26 protein-coding genes are annotated in these 26429 nt (G+C 71.0%); 13 read left to right on the plus strand and 13 right to left on the minus strand.

Going from position 1 to position 26429, the window contains the following annotated elements; genetic code table 11:
• Positions 1-179 precede the first annotated feature (179 nt).
• The 3 genes from DT073_RS01805 to DT073_RS01815 all read left to right on the plus strand — a co-directional run bounded on the left by DT073_RS01805 (position 180) and on the right by DT073_RS01815 (position 3635).
• A complete protein-coding gene (locus DT073_RS01805; protein ID WP_124291838.1) occupies positions 180-1064 on the plus strand; it encodes an ABC transporter ATP-binding protein in 885 nt (294 codons plus the stop codon).
• On the plus strand, positions 1061-2161 hold the full coding sequence (locus DT073_RS01810) for an ABC transporter permease (RefSeq protein WP_124291839.1): 1101 nt from the start codon (positions 1061-1063) through the stop codon (positions 2159-2161). The genes DT073_RS01805 and DT073_RS01810 overlap by 4 nt, the downstream gene beginning before the upstream one ends.
• A gap of 88 nt (positions 2162-2249) precedes the next feature.
• Complete coding sequence (locus DT073_RS01815; RefSeq protein WP_124291840.1) at positions 2250-3635, plus strand: glucose-6-phosphate dehydrogenase; 1386 nt, start codon at positions 2250-2252, stop codon at positions 3633-3635.
• 9 nt (positions 3636-3644) lie between these two features.
• Here the strand turns inward: DT073_RS01815 and DT073_RS01820 are convergent, their stop codons facing one another.
• Together DT073_RS01820 and DT073_RS01825 are read right to left on the minus strand one after the other, a co-directional pair.
• Positions 3645-4424: a LamG domain-containing protein gene (locus DT073_RS01820; RefSeq protein WP_124291841.1), complete on the minus strand. Its 780-nt coding sequence runs from the start codon at positions 4422-4424 to the stop codon at positions 3645-3647.
• Positions 4421-4819 carry a VOC family protein gene (locus DT073_RS01825; RefSeq protein ID WP_124291842.1) on the minus strand — a complete coding sequence of 133 codons (399 nt, stop codon included), beginning with the start codon at positions 4817-4819 and terminating at the stop codon, positions 4421-4423. The genes DT073_RS01820 and DT073_RS01825 overlap by 4 nt, the downstream gene beginning before the upstream one ends.
• A 112-nt stretch (positions 4820-4931) precedes the next feature.
• Here DT073_RS01825 and DT073_RS15930 point away from each other — a divergent pair, with 112 nt between their 5' ends.
• Complete coding sequence (locus DT073_RS15930) at positions 4932-5501, plus strand: TetR/AcrR family transcriptional regulator (protein WP_240638687.1); 570 nt, start codon at positions 4932-4934, stop codon at positions 5499-5501.
• Positions 5498-6676, plus strand: a complete 1179-nt coding sequence (locus DT073_RS01835; protein ID WP_124291843.1) for a glycosyltransferase — start codon at positions 5498-5500, stop codon at positions 6674-6676. The genes DT073_RS15930 and DT073_RS01835 overlap by 4 nt, the downstream gene beginning before the upstream one ends.
• Before the next feature lie 105 nt (positions 6677-6781).
• On the opposite strand, the gene DT073_RS01840 is transcribed toward DT073_RS01835, so the two are convergent.
• Positions 6782-7312, minus strand: coding sequence for a winged helix-turn-helix domain-containing protein (locus DT073_RS01840; RefSeq protein ID WP_240638688.1), 531 nt, complete (start codon positions 7310-7312; stop codon positions 6782-6784).
• A gap of 57 nt (positions 7313-7369) precedes the next feature.
• Between DT073_RS01840 and DT073_RS01845 the strand changes: the two genes are divergently transcribed.
• The 5 genes from DT073_RS01845 (at position 7370) to DT073_RS01865 (ending at position 12185) form a co-directional block, all read left to right on the plus strand.
• Complete coding sequence (locus tag DT073_RS01845) at positions 7370-8644, plus strand: MFS transporter (RefSeq protein WP_124291844.1); 1275 nt, start codon at positions 7370-7372, stop codon at positions 8642-8644.
• Between the two features lie 63 nt (positions 8645-8707).
• Positions 8708-9835: a type III polyketide synthase gene (locus tag DT073_RS01850; protein ID WP_124291845.1), complete on the plus strand. Its 1128-nt coding sequence runs from the start codon at positions 8708-8710 to the stop codon at positions 9833-9835.
• Complete coding sequence (locus DT073_RS01855; protein ID WP_124291846.1) at positions 9832-10539, plus strand: methyltransferase domain-containing protein; 708 nt, start codon at positions 9832-9834, stop codon at positions 10537-10539. The genes DT073_RS01850 and DT073_RS01855 overlap by 4 nt, the downstream gene beginning before the upstream one ends.
• A complete protein-coding gene (locus DT073_RS01860) occupies positions 10532-11665 on the plus strand; it encodes an FAD-dependent oxidoreductase (protein WP_124291847.1) in 1134 nt (377 codons plus the stop codon). Before DT073_RS01855 ends, DT073_RS01860 begins: the two co-directional genes overlap by 8 nt.
• 109 nt (positions 11666-11774) lie before the next feature.
• Positions 11775-12185: a DUF2255 family protein gene (locus tag DT073_RS01865; RefSeq protein WP_124291848.1), complete on the plus strand. Its 411-nt coding sequence runs from the start codon at positions 11775-11777 to the stop codon at positions 12183-12185.
• A 3-nt stretch (positions 12186-12188) separates the two neighbouring features.
• Here DT073_RS01865 and DT073_RS01870 read toward each other — a convergent pair whose 3' ends face one another.
• From DT073_RS01870 to DT073_RS01885, 4 genes are all read right to left on the minus strand, one after another.
• Positions 12189-12854, minus strand: a complete 666-nt coding sequence (locus DT073_RS01870) for a DUF4166 domain-containing protein (RefSeq protein ID WP_124294297.1) — start codon at positions 12852-12854, stop codon at positions 12189-12191.
• The gene (locus DT073_RS01875; protein WP_124291849.1) at positions 12854-13480 is read right to left on the minus strand and encodes an SRPBCC family protein; all 627 of its coding nucleotides are present in this window, start codon (positions 13478-13480) and stop codon (positions 12854-12856) included. The genes DT073_RS01870 and DT073_RS01875 overlap by 1 nt, the downstream gene beginning before the upstream one ends.
• Before the next feature lie 53 nt (positions 13481-13533).
• Positions 13534-14376, minus strand: coding sequence for a UbiA family prenyltransferase (locus tag DT073_RS01880; RefSeq protein WP_124291850.1), 843 nt, complete (start codon positions 14374-14376; stop codon positions 13534-13536).
• A gap of 128 nt (positions 14377-14504) precedes the next feature.
• The gene (locus DT073_RS01885; RefSeq protein ID WP_124291851.1) at positions 14505-16715 is read right to left on the minus strand and encodes an ATP-dependent Clp protease ATP-binding subunit; all 2211 of its coding nucleotides are present in this window, start codon (positions 16713-16715) and stop codon (positions 14505-14507) included.
• A 205-nt stretch (positions 16716-16920) separates the two neighbouring features.
• Here DT073_RS01885 and DT073_RS01890 point away from each other — a divergent pair, with 205 nt between their 5' ends.
• A complete protein-coding gene (locus DT073_RS01890; protein WP_124291852.1) occupies positions 16921-18540 on the plus strand; it encodes a M28 family peptidase in 1620 nt (539 codons plus the stop codon).
• A 4-nt stretch (positions 18541-18544) separates the two neighbouring features.
• On the opposite strand, the gene DT073_RS01895 is transcribed toward DT073_RS01890, so the two are convergent.
• Positions 18545-19573 carry a GlxA family transcriptional regulator gene (locus DT073_RS01895; protein ID WP_124291853.1) on the minus strand — a complete coding sequence of 343 codons (1029 nt, stop codon included), beginning with the start codon at positions 19571-19573 and terminating at the stop codon, positions 18545-18547.
• Between the two features lie 255 nt (positions 19574-19828).
• Here DT073_RS01895 and DT073_RS01900 point away from each other — a divergent pair, with 255 nt between their 5' ends.
• Positions 19829-20272, plus strand: coding sequence for a hypothetical protein (locus DT073_RS01900; protein ID WP_124291854.1), 444 nt, complete (start codon positions 19829-19831; stop codon positions 20270-20272).
• Here DT073_RS01900 and DT073_RS01905 read toward each other — a convergent pair.
• Together DT073_RS01905 and DT073_RS01910 are read right to left on the minus strand one after the other, a co-directional pair.
• Positions 20259-21461, minus strand: a complete 1203-nt coding sequence (locus DT073_RS01905) for a glycosyltransferase (RefSeq protein WP_124291855.1) — start codon at positions 21459-21461, stop codon at positions 20259-20261. The genes DT073_RS01900 and DT073_RS01905 overlap by 14 nt on opposite strands.
• Before the next feature lie 10 nt (positions 21462-21471).
• Positions 21472-22689 (minus strand): glycosyltransferase, encoded by a 1218-nt coding sequence (locus tag DT073_RS01910; RefSeq protein ID WP_124291856.1) that lies wholly within the window; start codon positions 22687-22689, stop codon positions 21472-21474.
• 154 nt (positions 22690-22843) lie between these two features.
• Here DT073_RS01910 and DT073_RS01915 point away from each other — a divergent pair, with 154 nt between their 5' ends.
• Positions 22844-23440 carry a hypothetical protein gene (locus tag DT073_RS01915; protein WP_124291857.1) on the plus strand — a complete coding sequence of 199 codons (597 nt, stop codon included), beginning with the start codon at positions 22844-22846 and terminating at the stop codon, positions 23438-23440.
• Positions 23441-23635: 195 nt separating this feature from the next.
• Here the strand turns inward: DT073_RS01915 and DT073_RS01920 are convergent, their stop codons facing one another.
• The 3 genes from DT073_RS01920 to DT073_RS01930 form a co-directional block, all read right to left on the minus strand.
• Positions 23636-24547: a hypothetical protein gene (locus tag DT073_RS01920; protein WP_124291858.1), complete on the minus strand. Its 912-nt coding sequence runs from the start codon at positions 24545-24547 to the stop codon at positions 23636-23638.
• A gap of 506 nt (positions 24548-25053) precedes the next feature.
• Positions 25054-25626 (minus strand): cysteine hydrolase family protein, encoded by a 573-nt coding sequence (locus tag DT073_RS01925; protein ID WP_124291859.1) that lies wholly within the window; start codon positions 25624-25626, stop codon positions 25054-25056.
• A gap of 23 nt (positions 25627-25649) precedes the next feature.
• Positions 25650-26405 carry a potassium channel family protein gene (locus DT073_RS01930; protein ID WP_124291860.1) on the minus strand — a complete coding sequence of 252 codons (756 nt, stop codon included), beginning with the start codon at positions 26403-26405 and terminating at the stop codon, positions 25650-25652.
• Between the last annotated feature and the right edge of the window lie 24 nt (positions 26406-26429).

Here is a 26429-nt window from a genome sequence, read left to right on the forward strand (position 1 = left end):
AAAGTCGCGGCATCCCTTATGTATTCCCGCGTATGGAAATTTTCTCTCGATGTCGAGGGATCCCCCGCAGGGGGGAGGGCCGAGCGAGCGCGAAACCCGCCCGGGGACGGATGTCGCGGCGCGACGTTCTCCGTAGCGTCGATGTCATCCCCCGCCGGTCCCGACCAGAAGGAGCACCCATGCTGGAACTGAGAGGCATCACCAAGGCGTACGGCGGCCGCCGCGCGCTCGACGACGTGTCGTTCGACGTGCGCCCGGGACGCCTGACGGGCTTCGTCGGCGGCAACGGCGCCGGCAAGACCACGACGATGCGCATCGTCCTCGGGGTCCTGGGCAAAGATGCCGGCACCGTCACGCTCGATGGATCTCCCGTCACCTCCGCCGACCGCCGCCGCTTCGGGTACATGCCCGAGGAGCGGGGGCTGTACCCGAAGATGAAGGTGCTCGAGCACATCGTCTATCTCGCGCGCCTCCACGGATTCTCCAAGGCCGACGCCACCGCCCGCGCCACCGCACTGCTCCAGGAGCTCGGCCTCGGCGAGCGCCTCGACGACAACATCGAGACGCTGTCGCTCGGAAACCAGCAGCGCGCCCAGATCGCCGCCGCTCTCGTGCATCAGCCCGAGGTGCTGATCCTCGACGAGCCGTTCTCGGGGCTGGACCCCCTCGCGGTCGACGTGGTCGCGAGCGTGCTGCAGCAGCGGGCCGCGGCCGGCACATCGGTGCTGTTCTCCTCGCATCAGCTCGACGTCGTCGAGCGCCTGTGCGACGACCTCGTCATCATCGCCGGTGGCCGCGTGCGCGCCGCCGGCGCCCGCGACGCCCTGCGCGCGGAGCACTCGGCCCACCGGTACGAGCTCGTGTCGGCCGGCGACGCCGGGTGGCTGCGCGACGAACCCGGCGTGAACGTCGTCGACTTCGACGGCGGGTACGCCGTGTTCGACGTCGATTCCGAGGAAGCCGCGCAGCGGGTGCTCCGCCGCGCGGTGGCCCAGGGAGATGTCGCGAGCTTCGCTCCGCAGCATCCCACCCTCGCCCAGATCTTCAAGGAGGTCATCCAGTGAGCACGTCCACCCTGCCCACCGCACCCAGCACCGCGCAGAGCGTGTGGCTGGTCGCCGAGCGCGAGATCGGGTCGAAGCTGCGCAGCAAGGCCTTCGTCATCTCCACCGCGATCCTCATCCTCGGCGCGCTCGCCCTGGTGATCTGGGGCGGCTTCACCGCCGGGAACTCGTCGGGCACGCCCGTCGCGGTCACCAGCAACGCGTCGCAGTACGTCGAGGGCGTCGAGGGGCTCGAGGTCACCGACGTGAGCGACCGCGCCCAGGCCGAGGATCTCGTCGCCTCGGGTGACGTCGACGCCGCGGTCGTGGGCGACTCGTCGTCGCCGCTCGGCTTCGTCATCATCGCCGACTCGAGTCCGCCCACCGACCTCATGCTCACCCTGGCGCAGGTGCCGCCCGTGGAGCTGTTGAACCCGGATGAGACCAACCCCCTCCTGCGCTACTTCGTCGCCCTCGGGTTCGGCATCGTGTTCCTCCTCGCCGCGTCGCTCTTCGGCGGCACCATCGCGCAGAGCGTCGTCGAGGAGAAGCAGACCCGCGTGGTCGAACTGCTGATCTCGGCCGTGCCGACACGCGCCCTTCTGGCCGGGAAGGTCATCGGCAACACGGTCCTCGCGGTGGGGCAGATCCTGGTGCTCGCCGCCGTCGCCGTCGTGGGACTCACCGTCACCGACCAGACCGCGTTGCTGCAGGGCCTCGGGGCGCCGATCGCCTGGTTCGCCGTGTTCTTCCTCTTCGGTTTCGTGCTGCTGGCCGCACTGTTCGCCGCGGCGGCGGCGATGGTGTCGCGGCAGGAGGACATCGGGTCGACCACGACGCCGTTGACCATGCTGATCATGGCGCCGTACTTCCTGGTCATCTTCTTCAACGACAACTCGCTGGTGCTGACGATCATGTCCTACGTGCCGTTCTCGGCACCCGTGGGCATGCCGATGCGACTCTTCCTCGGCGAGGCGCAGTGGTGGGAGCCGCTGGTGTCGCTCGCGATCCTCGCCGCGACCTGCGTCGGCGCGATCCTCGTCGGCGCGAAGATCTACGAGAACTCGCTCTTGCGCATGGGGGCACGCGTCAAGCTGCGGGAGGCGCTGGCCGCCTGAGGCGCCGCGCCAGGGGGGATGCCGGAGTCCCGGCATCCCCCCTCTTCTTCGCGGTGAGAAGCCCCATCGACGAACTAGGGTGGCGAGCATGAGCGCTGCGGAGAAGACGGCCACCGACCTGACCACGCTGATCATCCTCGGGGCCTCCGGAGATCTCACCTCGAGGCTCCTCCTCCCCGCCCTCGGGCAGCTGCTCACCCGTGAGTCCGACCGCCGGATCCACCTCCGCGGCGCGGGAATGGATGACTGGGATGACGACCACTGGCGCGAGGTCGTGAAGGCGTCGTTCGCCACGACCGGATCGGAGAAGGCCTTCCCCTCGGTGGCGGCGACGACCTATACGAGAGCCGACATCACCGACCCCGCCGATCTCACCGCGCTCATGAGCGGCAACGACGGCCGGGTCGCGCTGTACTTCGCCGTGCCGCCGGCGATCACCGAGCGCGCGTGCCAGGCGCTGACCGGGCTGGAGGTTCCCGAGGGCCTCATCCTCGCGATCGAGAAGCCGTTCGGCAGCGATGAGAAGACCGCCCGCGCCCTGAACGAGACCGTCGCGAAGATCGTCCCCGAGTCGCAGGTCTTCCGCATCGACCACTTCCTCGGCCGCTCGACGACCCTGAACATCCTCGGTGCGCGCCTGGCGAACCGGGTGCTCGAGCCGGTGTGGTCGGCCGAGCACATCGAGTCGATCTTCATCGGCTACGACGAGACCCTCGGGCTCGAGGGCAGGGCCGGGTACTACGACCACGCCGGAGCGCTGGTGGACATGATCCAGAGTCACCTCCTGCAGGTGCTCGCGATCGTCGCGATGGAGCCCCCGGCGTCACTGTCGGAGATCGACTTCCGCGAGGCGACCGGCGCGGTCCTCCGCGCCACCGACGTCTGGCAGGACGATCCGGTGGCCTCCTCGCGCCGCGCGCGCTACACCGCCGGCGTCGTGCAGGCGCGCCCCCTCCCGTCGTATGTCGATGAGCCGGGGGTGGATGCGGCACGCGACACCGAGACGCTCGCCCAGGTCGTCTTCGAGGTGCGCAACGCGCGGTGGCAGGGAGTGCCCTTCACCCTGCGGTCGGGGAAGGCGCTGGATGACGCGGAGCGCGAGGTGATCGTGCGGTTCAAGCCGGTGCGCCACCTGCCCGACGGTCTCACCGGGAGCACGGAGCCCACCGTGCTCCGCTTCGCGCTGGGTCCCGACCGGATGACGCTCGAACTGAACGTCAGCGGAGACGGCAACGCCTTCGAACTCGAACGCGCCCCGCTCATCGCCGACCTCGGCGAGGGAACTCTCAAGGCCTATGCCGAGGTGCTGTCGGGAATCCTCGACGGCGATGCGATGCTCGCCGTCCGCGGTGACGCGGCCGAGCAGTGCTGGCGGATCGTGCAGCCCGTGCTCGACGCGTGGCGCAGCGGCGAGGTGCCGCTGGACGAGTACCCCGCCGGCACCGACGGTCCCGCGGCGTGGCCGCGGCCGTAGTCGACCCGGCTAGCTGACTCCCCCGTCCCACGCGCGCACCCGGTGCACCGTCGCCGACTTCGGATAGGCGCCCGAAGGCGGTCCGATCTCGAACAGATCGATGAGCAGGAACATCGGTGAGGCGGGGGCCTGCGGCATCCGTTTGATCACTTTCCCTTCGACCCCGATCACCGTCTCGCCGTCGCCCCAGATCGCCGTCCACGTGTGCGGGCGCGAGGCGTCGAACGGAAGCGTCACCTCGCTCATGTCGCTCGTGAGCCGCGGGTCGCTGTGCGCCTTGATGCCGGTGCGCGCAGTCGTGGAGTCACCGATCGCGGAGGCGTCGATCTCGAAGACGCAGATCTCGCCGGCGTCGGCGGCCGAGAGGTGCTCGGTGCCGACGAACCACGCGGCGAGCATGCAGTCCGGGTCGCGCGAGGCCGAGACGGTGATGTCGACCCGACCCGACGTCGGCGCCCAGAGCAGGCGTGACGGCGTCTCGGTACGCACCGTCAGACCGTCGTCGCGGTGGCGGTGCGTGCCGATCGTCGACCCGACGGGACCTGAGAACGAGCCGGTCTGGATGTTGGAGACGCGCAGCGGCGCGTCCTCGGGTCGCCAGTCGAGCTGATCGGCGTCGATGCGCAGCTGCAGCCCGGCGCGGCTGAGGGCGTAGCGCGCCTCCGACCGGTCGGGCGTCGTCCAGTGCGGGAGGTAGTGCGCCACCCACCGCTCGGGGTCGAGCCCGCGCGAGAAGTCGTCGTCGAAGAGCGGCGGGTGCGTCGGCGGGGCGGGCAGCGCGGTCGTCATCCGGGCAGATCGTCGTCTTGGAAGACGGCGAGCACGTTGCCGGCCGGGTCTCGGAACCAGGCGATGTCGGGCCCGTTGTCGGTGGCGTGGACGATGCCGCGGTGATCGGTGGGGAACTCGTCGTCGGAGTAGATCTTCGTGTTCACTCCGCGCGCGTTCAGGTCGTCGACGGCGGCGCCGAGGTCTCGCACCGGGAAGTTCAGGATCGTGTAACTTGCGGGCTCGTGATTCGGCTTGTCGTAGATCAGCACCCGGCCGCCCGAGGCGACGTCGAGCACGAGGAAGCCCATGTCGTTGTCGGAGACCGTCATGCCCAGCGTGTCGCCGTAGAAGCGGCGCGCCGCCTCGATGTCGTCGACGCTGAAGCCGGGGAAAGCGTGGTCGGTGGTGAACATGGATCCTCCCGAGTGGTGTCGGTGCCAGCCTGGCGCGTTCGGCGGGCGGCGTCCAGGGCTGACGGCGTCTGATTGTTGACAGGCGTTGAACAGTTGTTCAATGATGTGCTTCGTGACACCTCCCTCCCCGGCTTCCGACGTCACGCGCCAGCGCATCCTCGATGCCGCGGTGGCGTGCTTCGCCCGCGACGGGTTCGCCTGCTCCGTCCGCACGATCGCCGCCGAGGCGGGCGTGAGCGCGGCGCTGGTCATCCACCACTTCACCGACAAAGCCGGCCTTCGTCGCGCCTGCGACGCCGCCGCGCTCCACGCCGTGACCCACAAGGGCTCACCCGACGACGAGGCGAGCCGCCGGTCCGCGGCGGAACACCTGACGCCTCACGTCCGCTACATCGCACGCGCGTTGATCGAGGGCGGCGACGGCGCAGCCGCGGTGTTCGACGCGCTCGTCGCGTCGTCCGATCGCGTCCTCGACACCGAGGGGATGGTCGCCGACGCCACAGCGGCGGCGCGAGAGGACGCCCGCGTCGCGCTCACCGCCTATTCGCTCGCCCCCCTTCTCCTCGGCGGCCTCATTGCCCGCCGCTTCGAACGAGAAGAGGTCGACGCCGACGTGCTCCTGCGCCTCCACAGCGGTCTGGCGGCCATCGGCCCGCTCCTCGCCCGCGGGGTTCGACCGTGAAGCTCCTCCTGCTCACAGCGGGGTCGCGCGGAGACGTCGAGCCCTTCGCCGCACTGGCTCGCCGGGCTCGGGAGCGCGGCCACGAGGTCACGCTCGCGATCCCGGACAACTCCGGCGTCGACCTCGACGGGCTTCAGACGGCCTCGCTGGGAGCGGACTTCCAGGCGATGATCGCCGCTCAGGGAACATCCATCCGCCAGGCCATGCGGAACTTCTCCTCGGTCGTCCGCCCGACCATGCGGGCGGTGATCGTCGGGTCGGCGCAGATCGGGCTCGCCCACGGAGCCGACGCGGTCATCGCCCACCCGAAGGTGCTCTCGGCTCCCCTCATCGCGGCGCGCCTCGGGGCGAAGCTGTTCGCCGTCGAAACCGTGCCCACCACCGTTCCCACCCGCGACTTCCCGGCCGCGGGAACGGTGTCGTTCGACCTGGGTCCCCTCAACCGCCTCACCTACCGCGCGGGCGGGGCCGCGGCGTCGATGTTCCGGCGAGAGCTGCGCGAGGCGGCGCGGGTGCTCGGCGATCCTCGGCCGCGGGCGCCCCGGGCCACACTTCTTCCGATCAGCCCACTGATCCTCTCGCGCCCGGCCGACTGGCCTCCGACAGCTCATCTCACGGGCGCCTGGAGCGGCCGCTCCGACGGGCGATCGGATGCCGCGGTGGCGGCGTTCCTGGCCCGCGGACCCTCGGTGTCGGTCGGCTTCGGGTCGATGGCACAGGGCGATCCGCTCGCGCGGGGTGCGGCGTTCGTCGCGGCGGCGCGCGAGCGCGGACGGCAGACCCTGGTGCTCCGCGGCTGGGGAGGTGCCGACGTGCCGCCCGAACTGCGGGGCGACGACGTGCTGGTCATCGACGACGCTCCGCACGACCAGGTGTTCCCCTTCGTCGACGTGGCGGTGCATCACGGTGGTGCGGGGACCGCCCAGGCCGCCGTGCGCGCCGGCACACCGTCGGTGATCGTGCCGTTCCTGGCGGATCAACCCTTCTGGGCCCGGACGCTGCAGGCTCGCGGCCTCGCTGCCGCCCCGCTCTCCCGGCGCCGGGTGACAGCGCGGCACGCGGGTGACGCCATCGACGAGGCCCTCCGGTGCCGGCCGCGCGCGGCCGAGCTCGGCCCCCTCGTCGCGGCGGAGGACGGCACCGGCCGCGCTTTCGAGCTGATCGAGGAGGCGTAGGCCGGGAACGCCGAGCGCGCTCGTCCCGAACTCCTGCAGAATCGGCAGATCCGCCGGCCTCGGGGCGTTATGCGCGGTTCTGGGCGCGGATTGCAGGAGTTGGGGTCACGTGTGCGCGGCGGGCGGGTTCTTGTCGGGGTGCAGGACCGTGAAGAGCGAGTACGTCTCGCCGTCGGGGTCGGGTCCGCGCTCCTTGAACTCGTTCACCAGCGCGTAGAGCCGCTCCTGCAGCTCTTCCCTGTGGGCGTCGTTGAGCTTCAGCCCCAGCCACGTCGTGTCGAGGTCATCGTCGGCGACCCCCTCGATCTGCTGCAGAAACGTCTCGACCAGCACGTGCGAGCCCCCCGGCATCGAGGTCCGCCACGACAGGCCGGTCGCCCGGTAGGGCACCTCTCGCGCGCCCTGCGCACCGGCGCGCTCGGGCTCGGGGGCGAGATAGCCGGTGTTCACCAGGGTCCGCACGTGGTGGAGCATCGTCCCGGGGTTCACCCCGAGCAGCTCTGCGAGCTCCTTGTTCGTGCGCGCCTCGAACGCGCACAGGCGCAGCACCCGGAGACGCAGAGGCGAGCTGAGCGCGCGCATCCGCGCCTCGGTCTCAGGATCGCCGGGGCGCAGCTCCACCCGTCCGCCGCTCACCCCCTCACTCAACCACACCGATTGACTTTCCTCAATCAGCGGGTCACACTGATCGACATGTCTCAATCAGTCGCGGTCGACACCGCAGCGAAAGGATCGCTCTGGCGTGACCGCAACTTCCTCACGATGTGGACCGGGCAGGCGTTCAGCCAGTTCGGCTCGCAGATCACCGAACTCGCGATTCCGGTGCTCGCCGTCATCCTCCTGCAGGCGACCGAGTGGGAGGTCGGCGTCCTGAACGCCGCCAACGTCGCCGCGTTCCTCATCGTCGGCCTGCCCGCCGGCGCCTGGATCGATCGGATGCGAAAGCGCCACGTCATGATCTGGGCCGACCTGGTCAGGGCGCTCGCGCTCGGCTCGCTGCCGCTGCTGTGGTTCGCCGGGATCCTCGAGATCTGGCACCTCATCGCCGTCGCGCTCGTGATGGGTGTCGCCACCGTCTTCTTCGATGTGTCGTACCAGAGCCTCATCCCCTCGCTCGTACGGCCGGGCCAGATCGCCGAGGCCAACGGCAAGCTCGAGGCGACCCACCAGGTCGCGGGGCTCGCGGGGCCGGCGGTGGGCGGCTGGCTCGTGGGCGTCCTCGCCGCCCCCGTCGCGATCCTCGCCACGGTGGCCACCTACCTCGCCTCCTTCGTCGCCCTGCTGTTCACCCGCGACCACGAACCGCCCCACGAGCGCGAGAGCCGCCGTCCGTTGCACCGCGAGATCGGCGAGGGACTCGGCTGGGTGTTCGGCAATCCGCTGCTCCGCCGCATCGTCTGCACGACCGGCACCGCGAACTTCTTCGGCACGATCGCCACGACGCTGCTGCCGATCTTCGTGCTGCGCGAGCTCGGTCTCTCCCCCGAGATGCTCGGCATCGTGTTCTCGCTCTCGGCCGTCGGGGGCCTCCTCGGCGCCATCGCGACGCCGCACATCGTGAAGCTCATCGGCGAGGCGCGCGCCATCCCGATCAGCGCCATCATCTTCTGCCTGGTGCCGTTCTTCCTCCCCGCGATCTCGCTCGTCCCCGAGCTCGCCTTCCCCCTGCTGGTCATCCAGTTCTTCGCGCTGAGCTTCTCGGTGCTGCTCTACAACATCACGCAGGTCACATTCCGGCAGCGCATCACCCCCGCGCGCCTGCTCGGGCGGATGAATGCCTCGATCCGCTTCGTCGTCTGGGGCGTGATGCCGATCGCCGCACTCGTCGCCGGCGCCCTCGGCACCTGGATCGGCACAGTGCCGACCCTGTGGATCGCCGCAGCCGGCGAACTGCTGTCGTGCCTGTTCGTGGTGATCGGCCCCTTCTGGGGGATGCGAGAGCTGCCCGACGCGCACGCAGACGCCTAGGAGCCGTTCCCACGGGACGCAAGCCCCGGCCCGACCCGGTGCCGGGCGTGGTTGAGTGTGAGCATGGTCGCACGCATCCTCTCCATCGGCACGGCGGTTCCCGCCACCGCGCTCGCCCAGAGCGATGTGCGCGACTTCTTCGTCCGGCAGCCCGGCGTCGACCGGCTCACCGGCCGGCTGATCGGCGCCGCCTTCGACGCCGCGGCGATCGATCGCCGGCACACCGTCCTGCACGAGTTCGGGTCGGTCGGAGAAGCGGCCGCGCCGGCCGCCCCCGGCGGCGGGTTCATCAGCGCCGCAGGAGCCCTCAACCGGCCGTCGACGGGCGACCGCAACGCCGCCTACACGGCGCTCGCACCCGAACTCTCCGCGCGGGCCGCACGCGCCGCGCTCGAGGACGGCGGGGTCGCGGCATCCGATGTCTCCCATGTCGTGACCGTCTCCTGCACGGGCTTCTTCGCGCCGGGCCCGGACTACCGGCTCGTCCGCGATCTGGGGCTGAGCACAACCGTCGAGCGGTATCACCTCGGGTTCATCGGTTGTGCGGCGGCGCTTCCCGGGCTTCGTGCGGCCGCGCGGATCTGCGCGGCCCAGCCGGAGGCCGTCGTGCTGGTCGTGTGCACCGAGCTCTGCTCGCTGCACATCCGCGCCTCGGACGACCCGCAGCAGATCGTGGCCGCGTCGGTGTTCGCCGATGGATCGGCCGCAGCGATCGTCACTGCCCGCGCTGATCTGGCGGCCGGGGCACCCGGCGCGACGCTCGAGCTCGACCGCTTCGCCACGACGCTGACCAGTGAGGGCGAGTCCGACATGGTCTGGACGATCGGCGACGAGGGCTTCCTCATGACCCTCTCGGCCGAAGTCCCCCGCATCATCGGACGCGAGATCCGGAACGCCGTCGGGGGATTCCTCGGCGGCGAACAGCCGACGACGTGGGCCGTGCACCCCGGCGGTCGAAGCGTGCTCGACCGGGTCGAGCAGGGTCTCGAGCTCTCGGATACCGCTCTCGACGAGTCGCGCGCGGTGCTGCGCGACTACGGCAACATGTCGAGCGCGACGATCCTGTTCATCCTTCAGCGATTGCTGCAGAGCGATCTGGGCGAGGGTGACCGCGTGGCGGCGCTCGCCTTCGGCCCGGGATTGACCGTGGAATCGGCTCTGCTCACCGCGCGCACCGGCGGGCACGCGTGACCCTCGCGGTGCGCGACACGCAGTTGCGGGAGCTCATGGACGACCCCGCGTGCGATCTCTCGCGCCTGAATGCGACCCTCCGCCGCTTCGCGGTGGTCAACCGCCTGGTATCGGGATGGGGCGCCGTGTACCGGTCACGGGTCGCGCCGTATCTGCGCGGGCTCGGACGCCCGGCCCGGGTGCTCGATCTCGGATGCGGCGGGGGCGACGTCATCGCCCGGCTCGCCGCGCTCGCGCGCCGTGACGGGCTGGCGGCCGAGTGGCTCGGCGTCGACCCCGATGAGCGGGCGGTGTCGGTCGCGACGCGGTATGCCGGTTCGGGCATACGGTTCGAGGCCACCGACTCGGGCACGCTGCGATCACGCGGCGACCGGTTCGACCTCGTGCTCTCCAACCACGTGCTGCACCACCTCGACCCGGCCGCGTTCGCGGCGTTCCGCGATGATTCGCTCGCACTGGTTCAGGGACCTTCCGGCGGCGTCGTGCTGCACGGCGACATCGCCCGCGGGCACCTGGCGTACGGGCTGTATGCCGTGGGGATCACGCCGCTCGCCCCGGGCTCGTTCCTGCGGACGGACGGGCTCCGCAGCATCCGTCGCTCGTATACCGCCCCCGAGCTCGCAGCCGCCCTCGGGCCGGGGTGGCGGGTCGAACAGCCGGCACCGTTCCGGGTGCTGGCCGTGGCGGAGGCCCGCCATGCCTGACGTCGTCGTCGTGGGCGCCGGACCCGTCGGTCTGCTGGCAGCCGCCGAGCTGCGACGCCTCGGCTGCGACGTCACGGTGATCGAGCGTCGGCCGGTCGCGGGGCCCGGATCACGGGCGATCGGGCTTCATTCGCCGTCGCTTGCCGCCCTCGAACCGGGGGGATACACCGAGCGCCTGCTCGCCGAGGCGCTGCGCGTGGATCGGGGGGAGGCGCGCGCGGACGGCGAGGTGCTGGGGGTGGTGCGCTTCGATCGGCTGTCGCGCCGCTTCCCCTTCGTCGCGACCCTGCCCCAGGCCGCGACCGAACGGGTTCTGACGGATGCCGCGCCGGACGTGGACCGGGGGGTCACCGTGCGAGGTGTCGTGGCCGAGCGCGCGGCGGTCCGGATCGATGTCGAGCGGGCAGAGGGGCCCGGCGAGATGCGCGCGGCGGTGGTGGTCGTGGCCTCGGGGGCGGGGGCGCGCGATCTCGTCTACCGCCCCGGCGCCGTCGCCGTGCGCGAATACGCCGACCGGTATCTCATGTCCGACGCACCGGCCGGCGGCCGGCCGGTCGCCGAGGTGCACCTCGACCGCGGGGGCGTTCTGGAGTCGTTCCCGATGCCGGGTGGACTGCGCCGGTTCGTCGCGTGGGATCCGTCGCCTGACGAAGACGCCCCCGCCGCGCGGACCGCTCGGCTGCGGGCGGCCGTCGCCGACCGCGTCGGGGCGGATGAGGCAGCCTCGATCACGGGGGCGACGTCGTTCCGGGTGCGCCGGGCCGTCGCGCCGCGGCTGCGACGCGGGAGGGTCGTGGTGATCGGCGACGCGGCCCACGAGGTCAGCCCGATCGGCGGGCAGGGGATGAACCTCGGGCTGCTGGATGCCGCCACGCTCGCACCGCTCGTTGCGGCGTGGGCGCGGCGCGGCGACGCGCCCGATGCCGAGCTCGCGCGATGGGAGCGGCGCCGGGTCGCCTCCGCGCGGCGCGCGGCCATGCTGGCGTCGCTCAACACCGGGCTCGGGCGACCGCTCGGCGCAGCCGGGGATCGGGCGCGCCGAGCGGCGCTGCGCGTGCTCCTCGCGGGGCCGGGTGGTCGCGCGTTCGCCCACGCCTACGCGATGGGCCTCGACCTCGACGCGTGAGGGCGCCCGCCCCAGCGCGAGGGTGCACTCCCCACCCGCGAGGGTGCACTCCCTACCCGCGAGGGTGCACGCGCTGGCCGGCCTCGCCGTCGACGCGTAGCGTGGTTTCGTGAGCTTCTCCGATGTCGTGAACCACCTCGACGCGACGCAGGTCGTCGCGATCATCACCCGCCGCCAGGACGGGTCGCCCACCGCCACCCCGATCTGGGCCGTCGTGATCGACGGCGTTCCCTATGTGCGCTCCGCCTACGGCGAGAAGGCGTGGTGGTATCGCCACGTGACGGCCGGTCGCGAGGTCGCGTTCGCAATGCGCGACGGCGCGGTGGCCGAACGCGACAAGGAAGCCGCCCTCGAGCTTCCGCGTGAGCGCGTCGCGCTCGAGCCCGTGCCTGTCGACGACCCGATCAACGACCGCATCGACGAGGCTCTCTGGGCGAAGTACGCCGACGCGCCCTCATCGGTCGAGGAGACGATCACTCCGCGCGCCCGCGCCTGCACCTTCCGCGTCGTCGCCCCCTGACCCTCAGGTCCGGCGCTCGTGCCGCCGGGGCTTGAGCCTCGGCGGAGCGTCGGTCGCCGGCATCCATTCACACGTGAAGCTCCCGCGATAGCCGAAGAGGAAGCCGAACCGAGCGTTTCGCACCTCGAGATCGACGTGGAAGCGCTCGTCCGACTCGTCGAACCACTCCCTCAGGACCGCCCGGCCGCTGAAGAGCATCGGGAACGAGAACGCGACCGGGCCCTCGTAGAACCGCTGCGCGTCCGACCGCAGCTCGAGCCCGCCGCGGTCGTCGACGGCGAGGTCTAGGTCGACCGCGAGGTGCTGGTGAGTGCCGAGGTAGTCCACGATGCGGTTGGCGTCTCGGATCATCGTGGCGTCGAACCGCCGTCGCGTGCCGCGCACGGCGTATTCGCGCACGAAGGTGACCGTCTCACGCCCGAACGGATCCCGGTAGGGATAGTTCTCGATGACGAACGGCACGTTCTCGCCGACATCGGGGACGAGGATGTTGCGGAGCCGGCCGATGTGGAGGAACGGCACGGTCCACCACGGTCCTCGCCGGATGGATGACATCACCCCGCGCCCGACGCACGCCTCGGCCGACGCGAGCCCCACCCCGAAGCGCCGCTGCATCATGGGATGCAATCGGGTGAAGTCGCTCCCAAGCACCTCGGCGAACATCGACATCACGCGCCATCCTTCGGGTCGGGAAGAGCCTCGAGGGTCGCCGGCGCCGTGGCGACGCCCGATCCACGACGGGCACGGGTCGGCGTCCTCGCGCACCTCGCCGCGCGCGGGCGGTCACGCCGCCACCACCACACGACGCTCACCAGGGGCCACCGCTCGGGCGGGACCCCGGTCTCGATCCAGATCCGGAGCCGGTCGAAGCTCCACGCCGTCGCCCAGCCGAGGAGCGGGCGGACGATCAGGTCGAGCGGCCCCCACCCGGGCGTGTAGTCGTATCCGGTCAGGAAGACGGTGCGATCCCCGTCGGGCACGTACCGCCAGAAGCCGTGACCGGAACGGATCGGCGAGAGTCGGTCTCGCGTGTGGAATCGCAGGGCCGACGTCCGGGTGCCGTCGGCACGTTGGCGTTCCCCGACGCTGACGCCGGTGCCGCGCACCGTGTGCAACGGCGTGCGCCGCTCGTATCGGAAACGGGTCGGCGTCGTGGCATCCGATTCCGGACGCGGATCCGGATCGATGCGCGAGAAGCGGATGTCCCAGCGAGCGTGTGAGACGGGGTCCTGGGTCAAGCGCCATACCGTCTCGACGTCCGCGGCGATCGCCGTCTCGACGTAGATCCGGTCCATTCCGACAGGGTAGGGCGCGGCATCCGCTCCCCGGCGACCGCCGGCCGGGCGTGTCATCCTCTCAAGGCGCCGCCCGACAGGATGAGCTGGACCGCCAGGAGAAGCGCCGACAGCATCACCAGCCGGAAGAGCGTCCGCCCCGGCGCGCGGTTCACCGTCAGCACGACGGTCGCAACCGCCAGCGCGACGACGGCTGCGAACAGCACCCACGACACCACAGCGATTCGTGCCGCGTCGCCGGCGACCGGTCCGAGCAGCACGGCCAGCGCCCCCGCGACGACGCCGAGCGCTGCGAGCACCGTCGATGCGCGCGCCCCGATCCGGTGGGGAAGCCCCCGCACCCCGGTCTTGCGGTCGGCATCGAGGTCGGGCAGCACGTTCGTCAGGTGCACCGAGGCACCGAGTGTCGCACCGGCGAGCGTCGCCCACGCGGGTGCGAGCGCCGGCGGCGAGGCTGCGAGGGTCGCCAGCGACGGGAGTGTTCCGAAGGCGACGAGGAACGGCACGATCGACAGCGGGGTCGACTTCAAGGGTCGGTTGTAGATCCAGCCCGAGAGGATGATCACGCCGTTGCCGACGAGCACACCCCACCCGAGCGGTGCGGACAGCGTCAACGCCACGACGACGCAGACGATCGCACCGATCCACGCGACCCGGCCGCTGACGTCTCCGCGGGCGATCGGCTTATCGGTGCGGCCGACCGCGCGGTCGCGGTCGGCGTCGATCGCGTCGTTGGAGATGCCGATCGACAGCTGGCCGAAGAACACGGCGGCAGCGAGCAGCGCGATGCGCCAGGCCTCCAGCCCCGCGGCGATGCCGAGACCCGTCGACAGCGCGGTGACGACGAGGGTCGGTCCGGGATGGGACGACCCCCACAGCGCCCGGACGATCCGCATTCCCTGAAGCTATCGGACGAGTGCACCCTCGCGGGGAGGGGGCGCACCCTCGCGGGCAGGGAGTGCACTCTCGCGGGCAGGGGGCGCACTCTCGCGCAGACGAGTGCACCCTCGCGGGGAGGGAGGGGTCAGTCCTCGAGGATCGCCTCGATGACCTCGTCCTCCTCTGCCGCTCCGCCGCCCGACCCCGCCGCAGGACCGTCGCTGGTGAGCACCAGCGCCGACCCGTCGGCGGCGACGTCGACGCGCACCAGGTCGCCGTCGCGCACCCCGCCCGAGAGGATCGCCATCGCGAGGCGGTCCTGGATCTCGGACTGGATGAGACGACGCAGCGGCCGCGCCCCGAACACCGGGTCGTACCCGCGCTCGGCGAGCCACGCGCGCGCGTCGGGAGTGACGGCCAGCGTCAGACGCCGGTCCTTCAGCCGCCGCTGCAGCAGGTCGACGGCGAGCTCCACGATCTGGGCGAGGTCGTCCTCGGTGAGGGCCTGGAAGATCACGATGTCGTCGAGGCGGTTGATGAACTCCGGCTTGAACGCCTGACGGACCAGCGCCTGCACCTGCTCGCGCTTGACCTCGGTCGACAGCGTCGGGTCGATGAGGATCGGCGACCCCAGGTTCGAGGTGAGGATCACGATCACGTTCTTGAAGTCGACCGTGCGCCCCTGCCCATCGGTCAGGCGCCCGTCATCCATCACCTGCAGCAGCACGTCGAACACCTCGGGGTGCGCCTTCTCGACCTCGTCGAGCAGCACCACCGAATACGGACGCCGCCGCACAGCCTCGGTGAGCTGACCGCCCTGCTCGTACCCGATGTACCCGGGAGGAGCGCCGACGAGCCGCGAGACCGAGTGCTTCTCGCCGTACTCCGACATGTCGATGCGCACCATGGCGTGCTCGTCGTCGAAGAGGAACTCCGCGAGCGCCTTGGCCAGCTCGGTCTTGCCGACGCCGGTCGGGCCGAGAAAGAGGAACGACCCCGTCGGCCGGTTCGGGTCGCTGATGCCCGCGCGAGACCTGCGCACCGCGTCGGACACCGCGCGCACCGCCTCGCGCTGACCGATGATGCGCTTGCCCAGCTCCTTCTCCAGGTGCAGCAGGCGCTCGGTCTCGCCCTGCATGAGGCGACCGACCGGAATGCCGGTCCACGCCGCGATCACGGCGGCGATGTCCTCCTCGGTCACCTGGTCGTTGACCATCCGGTCACCGGCGGGCTCCTCGCGCTCGGCCTCGACGAGGTCGCGCTCGAGCCGGGGGATCTCGGCGTAGAGGATGCGCGAGGCCTTCTCGAGGTTGCCCTCGCGCTGCGCGCGCTCGGCCTCGATGCGCGCAGCATCCAGCCGGGTCTTCAGGTCGCCGACCTTGTTCAGCGACGACCGCTCCCGCTCCCACCGCGCCTGCAGCTCGTCGAGCTTCGCCTGTTCCCCCGCGAGGCTGTCGCGCAGCACCGCGAGACGCTCGCGCGAGGCGTCATCCTTCTCCTTCTTCAGCGCCAGCTCCTCGAGCTTGAGCCGGTCGACGTGACGGCGCAGCTCGTCGATCTCGAGCGGCGCCGAGTCGATCTCCATCCGCAGGCGCGAGGCGGCCTCGTCGATGAGGTCGATGGCCTTGTCGGGCAGCTGGCGGCTGGGGATGTAGCGATGGGAGAGGGATGCCGCGGCGACGAGCGCCCCGTCGGAGATCGCGACCTTGTGGTGCGCCTCGTACCGCTCCTTCAGGCCCCGCAGGATCGCGACGGTGTCTTCGACCGACGGCTCTCCGACGTACACCTGCTGGAAGCGACGCTCCAGCGCGGCATCCTTCTCGATGAACTCGCGATACTCGTTGAGCGTCGTCGCACCGATGAGGCGCAGCTCGCCGCGGGCGAGCATGGGCTTGAGCATGTTCGAGGCGGCGACCGATCCCTCGCCGCCTCCGGCACCCATCAGCACGTGCAGCTCGTCGATGAAGGTGATGATCCGGCCCTCGGACTCGGTGATCTCCTTCAGCACGCTCTTCAGGCGCTCCTCGAACTGCCCGCGGTACATCGCCCCGGCGACGAGGGCGGAGATGTCGAGGGTGATGAGCTCTTTGTCCTTGAGCGATTCCGCGACGTCGCCGGCGACGATCCGCTGGGCGAGGCCCTCGACGACGGCGGTCTTGCCGACACCGGACTCTCCGATCAGCACCGGGTTGTTCTTGGTGCGCCGGGTGAGCACCTGGCTGACCCGGCGGATCTCGCTGTCGCGTCCGATCACGGGGTCGAGCTTGCCCTGGCGGGCACGGTCGGTGAGGTTGATCCCGAACTGCTCGAGGGCGCTCTGCTGCTCCTCTTGCCCGGGCATCTGCGTGGCTTGCATCGGTTCTCCTGAAAGTCTGGGTGCCCAGGTGGTGAAAACCTGAGTCGTTATGACTCAACTTTACCAGCGCGCCGGTCGCGCGGCAACGGTCTCCGCGGATGAGACCCCTCTCATCTGCGAAGATTCCCCTTCCCCGGCCGCCCCCGCGTCACTACGGTCGGGATGGTCGGCGTCGACGAGGTCGCCGACATCCGAAGGGAGAGCCATGCCGCTCACGAAGCGCAGGATCGCAGCGGTCACCGCCGCCACAGCCGTGATCGCCACCATGGGATTGGCCGCACCGGCCTTTGCCGTACCGGTTGCCGACACGCCCGAGAAGATCGTCAAGGCCGTCAAGATCAGCCAGGTGATGAATCACCTCCGGCAGTTCCAGAAGATCGCCGACGCCAACGACGGCAACCGCGCGTCGGGTCTGCCCGGTTACGACGCATCCGTCGACTACATCGTCAAGGAGCTCACCCGAGCGGGCTACGAGCCCGTCGTCCAGGAGTTCCCCTTCACCTACACCGAGGAGAACAGCGCGCTCAGCCGCCAGGATCCGGCCACGACGTGGGTCGACGGGCAGGACTTCCTCCGCAACGGCTTCGACCCCGCTGCGCCGGAAGGAACGGCCACCGGCGCTCTCGTGCCCGTCGATCTGGTGACACCCTTCCCGGCAGACGGCACGAGCACGAGCGGGTGCGAGGCCGACGACTTCACCGGCTTCCCCGCCGGTGGCGTGGCGCTCGTCCAGCGCGGCACGTGCGACTTCGTCGTGAAGGCACTCAACGCCCAGGCCGCCGGAGCCTCCGCGGTGATCGTGACGAACGACGGCCGTGCCGGGCTCGTCCAGATGAGCGGGGATGCCACGGGCCTGACCATCCCGGCCGTGTTCACGTCGTCTGCGGTCGGCGAGGATCTCGCCGCGACCCCCGGCGCGACCGTCACCGTGACGGTGGACTACTTCTCCGAGGAGCGCATCACCTCCAACGTCTTCGCCGAGACCAACACCGGCGACGACGGGAACGTCGTGATGGCGGGAGCGCACCTCGACAGCGTCCAGGCGGGCGCCGGCATCAACGACAACGGATCGGGCAGCGCTGCGTTGCTCGAGACGGCGATCCAGATGCAGCGCGTGGATCCCACGAACACCGTGCGCTTCGCCTGGTGGGGCGCGGAGGAGGAAGGCCTTCTCGGGGCCGACTACTACGTGTCGAACCTCACGCCGGAGCAGATCGACGACATCGCCCTCTACCTGAACTTCGACATGATCGGCTCGCCGAACCACGTCTACGGCGTGTACGACGGCGACAACTCCAGCGGCACCGCCCCGGAGGGCTTCATCCCCGCCGGTTCGGCGGAGATCGAGGACGTCTTCGAGCAGTTCTACGCCTCGCAGGGCGTGCCGTTCCAGGACACCGAGTTCTCCGGGCGCTCCGACTACGGGCCCTTCATCGCCGTCGGCATCCCGGCGGGCGGCCTGTTCACGGGCGCCGAGGGGATCAAGACCGAAGAGGAGGCGGCTCGCTTCGGGGGCCTCGCCGGCGTGGCGTACGACCCGTGCTACCACCAGCTGTGCGACAACCTCACCGGCGAGGGCCAGGACGAGGTGCTCTACAAAGACCTCGCCCGCTCGGTGAAGAATCGCCTGACGGGCAACGTCAACCGCACTGCGCTGGATGTGAACTCCGACGCGCTGGCATCCGCGATCGTCACGTTCGCGTTCGACACCTCGATCCTCACCGGCGGCGGCGACGGGTCTCAGGGGACCACGGGCGGTCCGTCGACGCCGGGAGGCGGATTCCTCCACGACCACGGCCACCACACCGAGGCGGCAGCGCGCTGACGCCTCAGCCCACGGGCTGAAGGACGGATGCCGCGGCGACGACGTGCGCCGCGGCATCCGTCTCTTTCGTGGTCGAGCTCTCTCCAATGCAGCAGAACCGATCACGGTAGGCGGTCGGGGTGATCCCCAGGGTGCGGGCGAAGTTCTGTCGCAGGACGGCGGCCGATCCGAAGCCGCTCTCCCAGGCGATGCGGTCCAGGCCGAGGTCGGTGGTCTCCAGCAGCCGCTGGGCGTGGATGAGGCGCTGCCGGGCGAGCCACGCCGCCGGGGTGGCGCCGTGGTCGGCCTTGAAGCGCCGCGCGAACGTACGCGGTGACATGTGGGCCTTCGCGGCGAGCTGCTCGACGGTGAGGTCACTGCGGAGGTTGTCGAGCATCCAGTCGGTCACGGGCGCGAGCGACTGCGACGTCGAGATCGGCAGCGGCTTGTCGATGAACTGGGCCTGACCGCCGTCGCGCTGCGGCGGAACGACCATGCGCCGGGCGATCTTGTTGGTCAGCTCCGCGCCGAGCTCCTGCCGGAGGAGGTGCAGGCACGCGTCGATACCGGCGGCTGTGCCGGCGCTGGTGATGATGCGGCCGTCCTGCACGTACAGCACGTCGGGGTCGACCTCGACGGCGGGGAACATCTCGGCCATCGTCGCTGCGTACATCCAATGCGTCGTCGCCCGTCGTCCATCGAGCACGCCGGCGGCGCCGAGCACGAACGAGCCGCTGCAGACGCTCAGGACCCACGCGCCGCGATCGACCGCGCGGCGTATGACCTCGATCACGCGCGGGTCGGGGTCACCCCAGTACTCGCGCGGCGTGGGCGAGACCACCACGAGATCGGCCTCGTCGGCGAAACCCAGGTCGGCGTCGACATTGATCGAGAAGCCGAGCTTCGACGGGACGGGGCCCGGTTCGGGCGTCACGACGCGGAAGTCGAAGTTCGGCACGCCGTCCGCCGAGCGATCCAGCCCGAAGGCCTCGCAGGCGACGCCGAACTCGAACGGGGCGAACCCGTCGGTGACGATGCAGGCAACGGTCTTCATTGCAGGTCCCTCCCGTACCACCCTCACGGTATGGCAGAAATCATTCGGATGGTGTCCATTCTGCCACTATTGGCAGGATCACACCAAGCGTAGCTTTTCTGCCATGACACTCCTGATCCTTCTCGCCGCCGCCTCGGTGTGGGGCATCGTCGCCTCCGCGATCGCCGTGCACCGCGACGGCTACCGCCGCGTGCCGACCGACGGCTCCCGACTGCCCTGACCCTAGACTCGGTACCTCGATGAGATGAGGTCGCCGTGTCCTACCCCACTCCCTCCGAGCCCACACCTGCGCCGAGCACCTCACCCGCGGCGTCTGCCGGCGCCTTCGCCCCACCGCCCGGCTACGCACCCGCCGGCGCGGCCCCGGCACCCGGCGGCACTCGCGGCGGCAGGAATCCGTGGGGGCTTGCCGCGATCATCTCCGCCGCCGTCCTGGTGCTGCTCCTCGTGCTGCAGTTGTTCGTGCAGGTGGGCATCCTGCTGTCGCAGACCTACGACCTGTTCGGCCCGATCACGGGCATCCTCGGAATCGTCGAGGGGCTTGTGGCCCTCGTCACCGTCGTCCTGGGTCTGGTCGGCCTCTTCCGGCGCGACCGATCGCCCGTGCTCGCGGCGATCGCCCTCGGCGCCGGCGGCTTCGCCCTGCTGAGCGCGGTGCTGTGGAACGTGCTCTACCCGCTCATCCTCAGCGCCGCCTGACCCGGTCGTACACCGCCACCATCGCCGCGGTCCGAGACGATTGCCGGAACGTCTCGGCGATCTCGGGCTGCGGGCGCGGCGCGCGCCCGGCGGCGATGTCGGAGACGGCATCGCGAAGGGTCAGCGCGAACGCGTTCGGCTCGGCGCCGACGCGCCACACCCCCTCGCCGAGCTCGTCGGCGATGTCGGGGTCTGCCACGATCGCCGGGGTGCCCAGCGACGCGGCTTCGAACACCGTCATCCCCTGCGTCTCGAAGCCGATCGAGCTCTGCACCACCGCGTCGGCGGCGGCGAGGCGACGGAGGGTCTCGGCGTAGGGCAGCCGCCCGGCGAAGGTCACACGTGCCGCCGGCCGGCGCCGCGACACGAGTCGTCGCGCCGCGCGGGCCTGACCGCCGCCGCCGATCACGGTCACGTCGGCGGCGACGCCGGAGTCGGCGAGCGCGTCGAGGAAGGGCAGCAGGCGTTTCTCCGGACTCATCCGACCGACCCACACCAGGCGGGGTCGCGGATGCGCCGGGCGAGGCGGGCCGGCGGCGCGCGCGGCATCCAGCATCTCGTCATCGATGCCGTTCCACACGACGTCGACGTGGCGCTCGGGTGCACCACCGGGACGGACGTGATGGGCCATGAGGCGATGGGCGAAGTGCGACGACGGAGCGGTCACCGCCGCGGCGCGTGCGGCGAACCGGCGGAGATAGGCCCACCCGTCCGTTCCGGGCTCCCTCGGCTCGCGCGGGAGAATCGCCCCGCTGGCCCACACGTTGAGCGCACGCAGCGCCAGGCGGGGGAACGGCGTCGTCGCCGCGATCCCGACGTCGACCCGGTTGTGCATGGTGTGCACGAGCGGCAGCGCGTGACGGGCGGCGAACCGGTGGCCGAGGATCGCACCCCAGAAGTCGCCCTGCACGTGCACGACGTCGACCGGCGGGCGTGCGGCCATCCCGGCATCGACGGCGTGGTCGGCGGCCCGTGTGGGAAGTGTCATGCCGTACTCGCGATCGAGGGTGACCGGCACCGACGGCAGGTCGAGGAAGGCGGGGTCGTCGACCCTGCGGGCATGCAGGCGCGGCTGCACGATGGTCACCGTGTGCCCGGCGCGCTCGAGGAATCGTCGCTGCAGCCTCATCGACACCTGCGCACCCCCGGAGGACTCGACGTGCTGGTCGCCGAACATCACGATGTGCACGCGGGGCGCCTCACTGGGGGATGGGCTCGCCGCGGTACAGGGCCTCGAAGGTGTCGAGGGTGCGGCCGATGTCGTGGACGACCACCCCGTCGAGCGAGGCCTGCTGCATGCGCTGCCGCTCCTCGGGGGTGGCGGTGAGGACGGCCGTGAGCCGGTCGGCCATCTCGGCGACGTTCCCCGGCTCGAACAGGTAGCCGTTCTCGCCGTCGTGCACGAGGTGAGGGAGCGCGACGGCGTTGGCCGCGACGATCGGCAGGCCCGAGGCCATCGCCTCCATCGTGGCGATCGATTGCAGCTCGGCGATCGAGGCGATCGCGAAGACGCTCGCCCGCGAGTAGATGGCCCGAAGATCCTCCTCCGACGCATGACCGTGGAAGGTGACGCGATCGGCCAGCCCCAGCTGGGCGGTGAGGTTCTCGAGGTTCTTGCGCTGATCGCCGCCGCCGACGATGTCGACCGAGACGTCGAGGGCCGGATCCAGCGTCGCGACCGCGTTCAACAGCACGTCGATGTGCTTCTCGCTCGTGAGGCGACCGACGAAGAGCACACGATTGCGGTCGCGCGGCGTGAGGTCGGGGGCGTAATTCGACCGGTCGATGCCGCAGCTGATGGGGATGACGTTCTGGATCTCGATCGTCGACTCGAGGAAATCGGCGGCGCGGCGGGTGGGTGTCGTGACCGCACGGGTCATCTGGAACGTGCGCCGCGCGTCGGCCCACGCGAGCTTCAGCACCACCTTGTTCATGGCGTCGGGGAGCGTGGTGAAGTCGAGGATGTTCTCGGCCATCACATGGTTGGTGGCGATGATCGGGATGCCGCGCTTGCGCGCCTCGCGCGACAGTCCGCGACCGATCACGATGTGCGACTGGATGTGCACCACGTCGGGCTTGACCTCGTCGAGCACCTGTCGGGCGTAGTGCTTCGACCGCCAGGGCCAGACGAAGCGCAGCCAGTCGTGCGGAGGCCAGCGCACCGAGGGCAGGCGATGCATCGTCATCGGCTCGCCCTCGATCACCTCGGTGTGGGCGGGGCTCTTGCGGTAGGCGCTGTTGGGGGCGATCACGTGCACGTCGTGGCCGCGGGCCACGAGGCCGGCGGCCAGGCGCTCGGCGAACCGGGCGGCACCGTTGATGTCGGGAGCGAAGGTGTCGCAGCCGATGAGGACCCGGAGCGGTCGCTTCTCGGCGTCGGAGCGTGTGGGGTCATCGGGCGTCGCGGGGGTGGTCACGGGAGGTGTGCCTGTTCTCTGCGGCGGAAGATGGCGCCGCGCAGGGTCGCGCGGCGGTCCCACTCTAATCGAGGCGGGGCATTCCCCCGAGGAGTGGGGCTCGGGCGGTGCGTGCGTCGAGGATTTGCGCAGGCCGCGCGCCTACCCTGGGGGCATGCCTCGACTCCAGGCCGATGCCTCCCCCGACCGCTGGGTTCCCGTCACCGGTTCGCTCGGATTCCGCGGGCGTCGCCATCGCAAGGCGGCGATCCGGATGCTGCTGGGCCAGGCCAATCGGGCGATGGGCGCCGAGGAGCGCCCCGGAAGCCGCGGGATGGCCTGGATGATGAGTCAGGCGGCACCGCTGCTGATGCGTCGCGCAGACGGCCGGCTTCTGATCTGGGTGTGGAAGGCCGATCCCGAGCTCGTCGTCCTCATGGCTCAGCTGCAGGAGCTCACCCCGCAGCTGCGCACCGCGCGGGCGATGATGCCGATCGAGTACGACGACACCGAATCGTTCTCCAACCCCCATCTGGGTGTCGGCGAGCGCCTGGTGATGGCGCTTCCGCCCGAGCCTCGCACTCCCCCGTTCGCCACCTACACGTGGGACACCGGCACCCACCTCGTCACGCTGACGGCGGTGTGCTCCGACCGGGAGCGCGTGGGGACGGTGATCCCCTTCGTGGATGAGGTGGCCCGCAGCATCCGTGTCATCGATGACCTGACGATCGACGGCTCTCCCGAGGTCCTGCGCATCGAGCCGCGCGCCTGACGGGTCGCGCTCCGGCGCCCGCCCCACGCACGCGCGACCCGTCGATTCCTGCGGCCCACGCGCGCGCGAGCCCACGATTCTTGACGGGTCGTGTCTACCAGTCTCCGCGCCCACCTACCCCCGCGCTCGCGACCCGTCGATTCCTGCGGGCCACCCCCCGCCGGACCGACGACTCCTGACCGGTCGCGCAGCTGGTCATCCGGGCCGCCATCCGCGATCCCGGAGAGCGTCGGACACTCGGCTCAGCACGAGGCTCAGCCGGATGCCACGGTGCTCTCTCGTCACGCGGATGTGACGCCAACCGAGCCGCGCGAGGGCGTCGAGTCGCTCGATGTCGCGGTAGTACTGCCCGTCATCGGTGCGGTGGTGGTCGCCGTCGTACTCCAGCCCGACGCGGTACTCCGGGTAAGCCAGATCGAGGATCGCGACGAGCCGGCCGGTTTCGTCGTAGACGGGGTGGTTCACCACCGGTTCCGGCAGTCCGTGCCCCGCGGCGTCGAGGCGCAGCCGGGTCTCGCGCGGAGAGTCGGTGCCCTGGCGCACCAGCGCCTCCGCCTCCCTCAGCCGCTTCGCACCGCGGCGGCCGCTCCACTGCGCAGTGGCACGCCGAAGTTCCTCCCGATCAGCGACCGGGTTCTGGCGTCGGACCAGCGCATCGCCGACGATGACGAGCTCTCTGACGGAGTGGTCCGAGGCGAGCTGACACCAGGCGTCGACGGGGTGCACCGCGGGCACGCCGGCCACGGCGCCGACGCGGACGGAACGATCGGTGATCTGATGTCCGCGCACGCCACGGGCCCGCATACGGGCGAGGGGTGCACGAGAGCAGACGTCCACCATCGCGGACGGGCCGCCGATCGCGTCGGCTCCGACGAGTGCGAGCGCAGCGAGGTGGCTCACCGCGTCACCGTCGCGAAGCCTCGGCGCCACCGCGCGCACGCGCTCGACGAACGACGATGCTCCGCGCGTGAAGGTACGCACGCCCTGGAACGGCGCGTCGAGGTCGCGCGCACGAAGTCGACCCGGCGACGCTCCCTCACGAAGCGCCTCGGCCACCGAGAACGGTTTGCCGACAAGGGCTGAGGGCAGAGGTTTCGGATGCGGCATCGCCCCAGCATCCCGCTGCCGGGAAGCCGGATGACGCGTCGCACCGTGCCGGTGGACAGCCCGCCGATTCGCGTCACTGTGCAGGAGTCGACGAGCACCTGGCGGCCCTGCGTGACCCGTCACCTTCTGCGGCTGATCCACCAAGCAGGCCGCAGGAATCGACGGGTCGCCCGCGCGGGGTGCTCAGGGGGGATGTGCGGGCGCGCGGGCATCGGCCGCGCGGGCATCGGCCGCGAGGGCATCGGCCGCGCGGTGCGAACGCGACCCGTCAAGAAGTGCGGCCCGATGAGCCCAGCACCCGCAGGAATCGACGGGTCGCGAGGAGGGGGAGGTGTGGGCGGGGTCGCGAGATGCGGGTGTGGCGCGGACGCGGGGCCGCGGAGCGGGGACGCGCGGACGCGGGGCCGCGGAGCGGGGACGCGCGGACGCGGGGGCGCGGACGCGGGGGCGCGGAGCGGGGACGCGGGGGCGGGGGCGCGGACGCGGGGGCGCGGACGCCCGGGCGGTCAGGCGGGGGCGCGAAGCGCCGCGACCACTTCGGCGACCGGCGCGACCCGCGCGTACGCGCTCGCGAGCGCGGCGAGGAACGCCGCGTGCACGTCGGCTCCGCCGACGGCGACTCCGCCGAAGGCCAGGTCGGGCGCGGCGCAGGCATCGGCGGCGACCGTCACCTTCCAGCCGAGATCGGATGCCGCGCGCACACTGGCGTCCACGCACATGCTCGTCATCATCCCGGCGATGACGAGCGATGCGCCGACGTGGGCGGCGAGCGCCTCGCCGAGCGGGCCCCCGTGGGAGGACGCGCCGTGGAACGCGTTCGGGTGATGCTTGACGACGACCGTCTCGTCGCCCTCGGGGGCGACCCGCGGGTCGATCTCGGCTCCCGGAGTCCCGGCCTCGAGGAAGCTCCCCGAACCGGATGACTCGTGGCGCACGTGCACGATCGGAAGCCCGGCCTCGCGGAAGGCCGCCAGAAGCTCCGCGGCACGCTCGGCTGCGGCATCCGGATCCACCAGGGGGAAGCGTCCGCCGGGGAAGTAGTCGCGCTGGATGTCGATGAGGACGAGGACCGGGGCCATCGACCCAGCCTAGGCGCGCGGGGTCATCGCGCGGGCGGGTCGCCGAGCTTGGCGCTCACCGCGGCCAACTGCTGGGCGAGCTCGCGCACCTGCCCACGCGTGGCCGGCTCGGTGTCGTCGCCGACAGTCGCCGCCGCGCGCTCGATCACCCACGACGACACCGTCGCCGTCACGACGCCGACCACCGCGATCCCGCCGCACATCAGCAGCACCGCCACGACGCGGCCCCACCAGGTGACGGGATAGAAGTCGCCGTAGCCGACGGTGGTGATGGTGACGAAGGCCCACCAGACCGCGTCGCCGAAGTTCTCGATGTTGGCGCCGGGGGCTCCGCGCTCGGCCTCCAGGACGGCGAGCGCGGCGATCCAGATGAGGATCGCGGCCGCTCCGGCGCCGTAGATCGCCACACGGTTGCGGATGGCGGATCCCGCCGTGCGCTGGAGCGCCTTGACGACGGTCAGCGCGCGAAGGAGCCGCAGCGGCCGAAGCGCCGGGATCACGACGACCGCGAGGTCGAACAGGTGACCTCGGAACCACTTCCCGCGCGGATCCGCCAGGGCCAACCGGACGATGTAGTCGACCGCGAAGACGACCCATGTGACCCCGATGACGACCCGTGCGACGGCGTAGGCCGGCCCCTGCAAGTCGGCGATCACCTGCCACGAGTACACGACGATGAAGACCAGCGACGTGATGATCAGCGGCCAATAGGTGAGTCTCTGCCATTGATCGGCGGTCAACGCCCGGGTCGCGGGTCCGCCGGTCGATGTGACGCTCACGGCACGACAGTAACGGCGGCGATC

Origin of the sequence: Microbacterium sp. ABRD28 (assembly GCF_003850245.1) — a bacterium.
Taxonomy (GTDB): Bacteria; Actinomycetota; Actinomycetes; order Actinomycetales; family Microbacteriaceae; genus Microbacterium.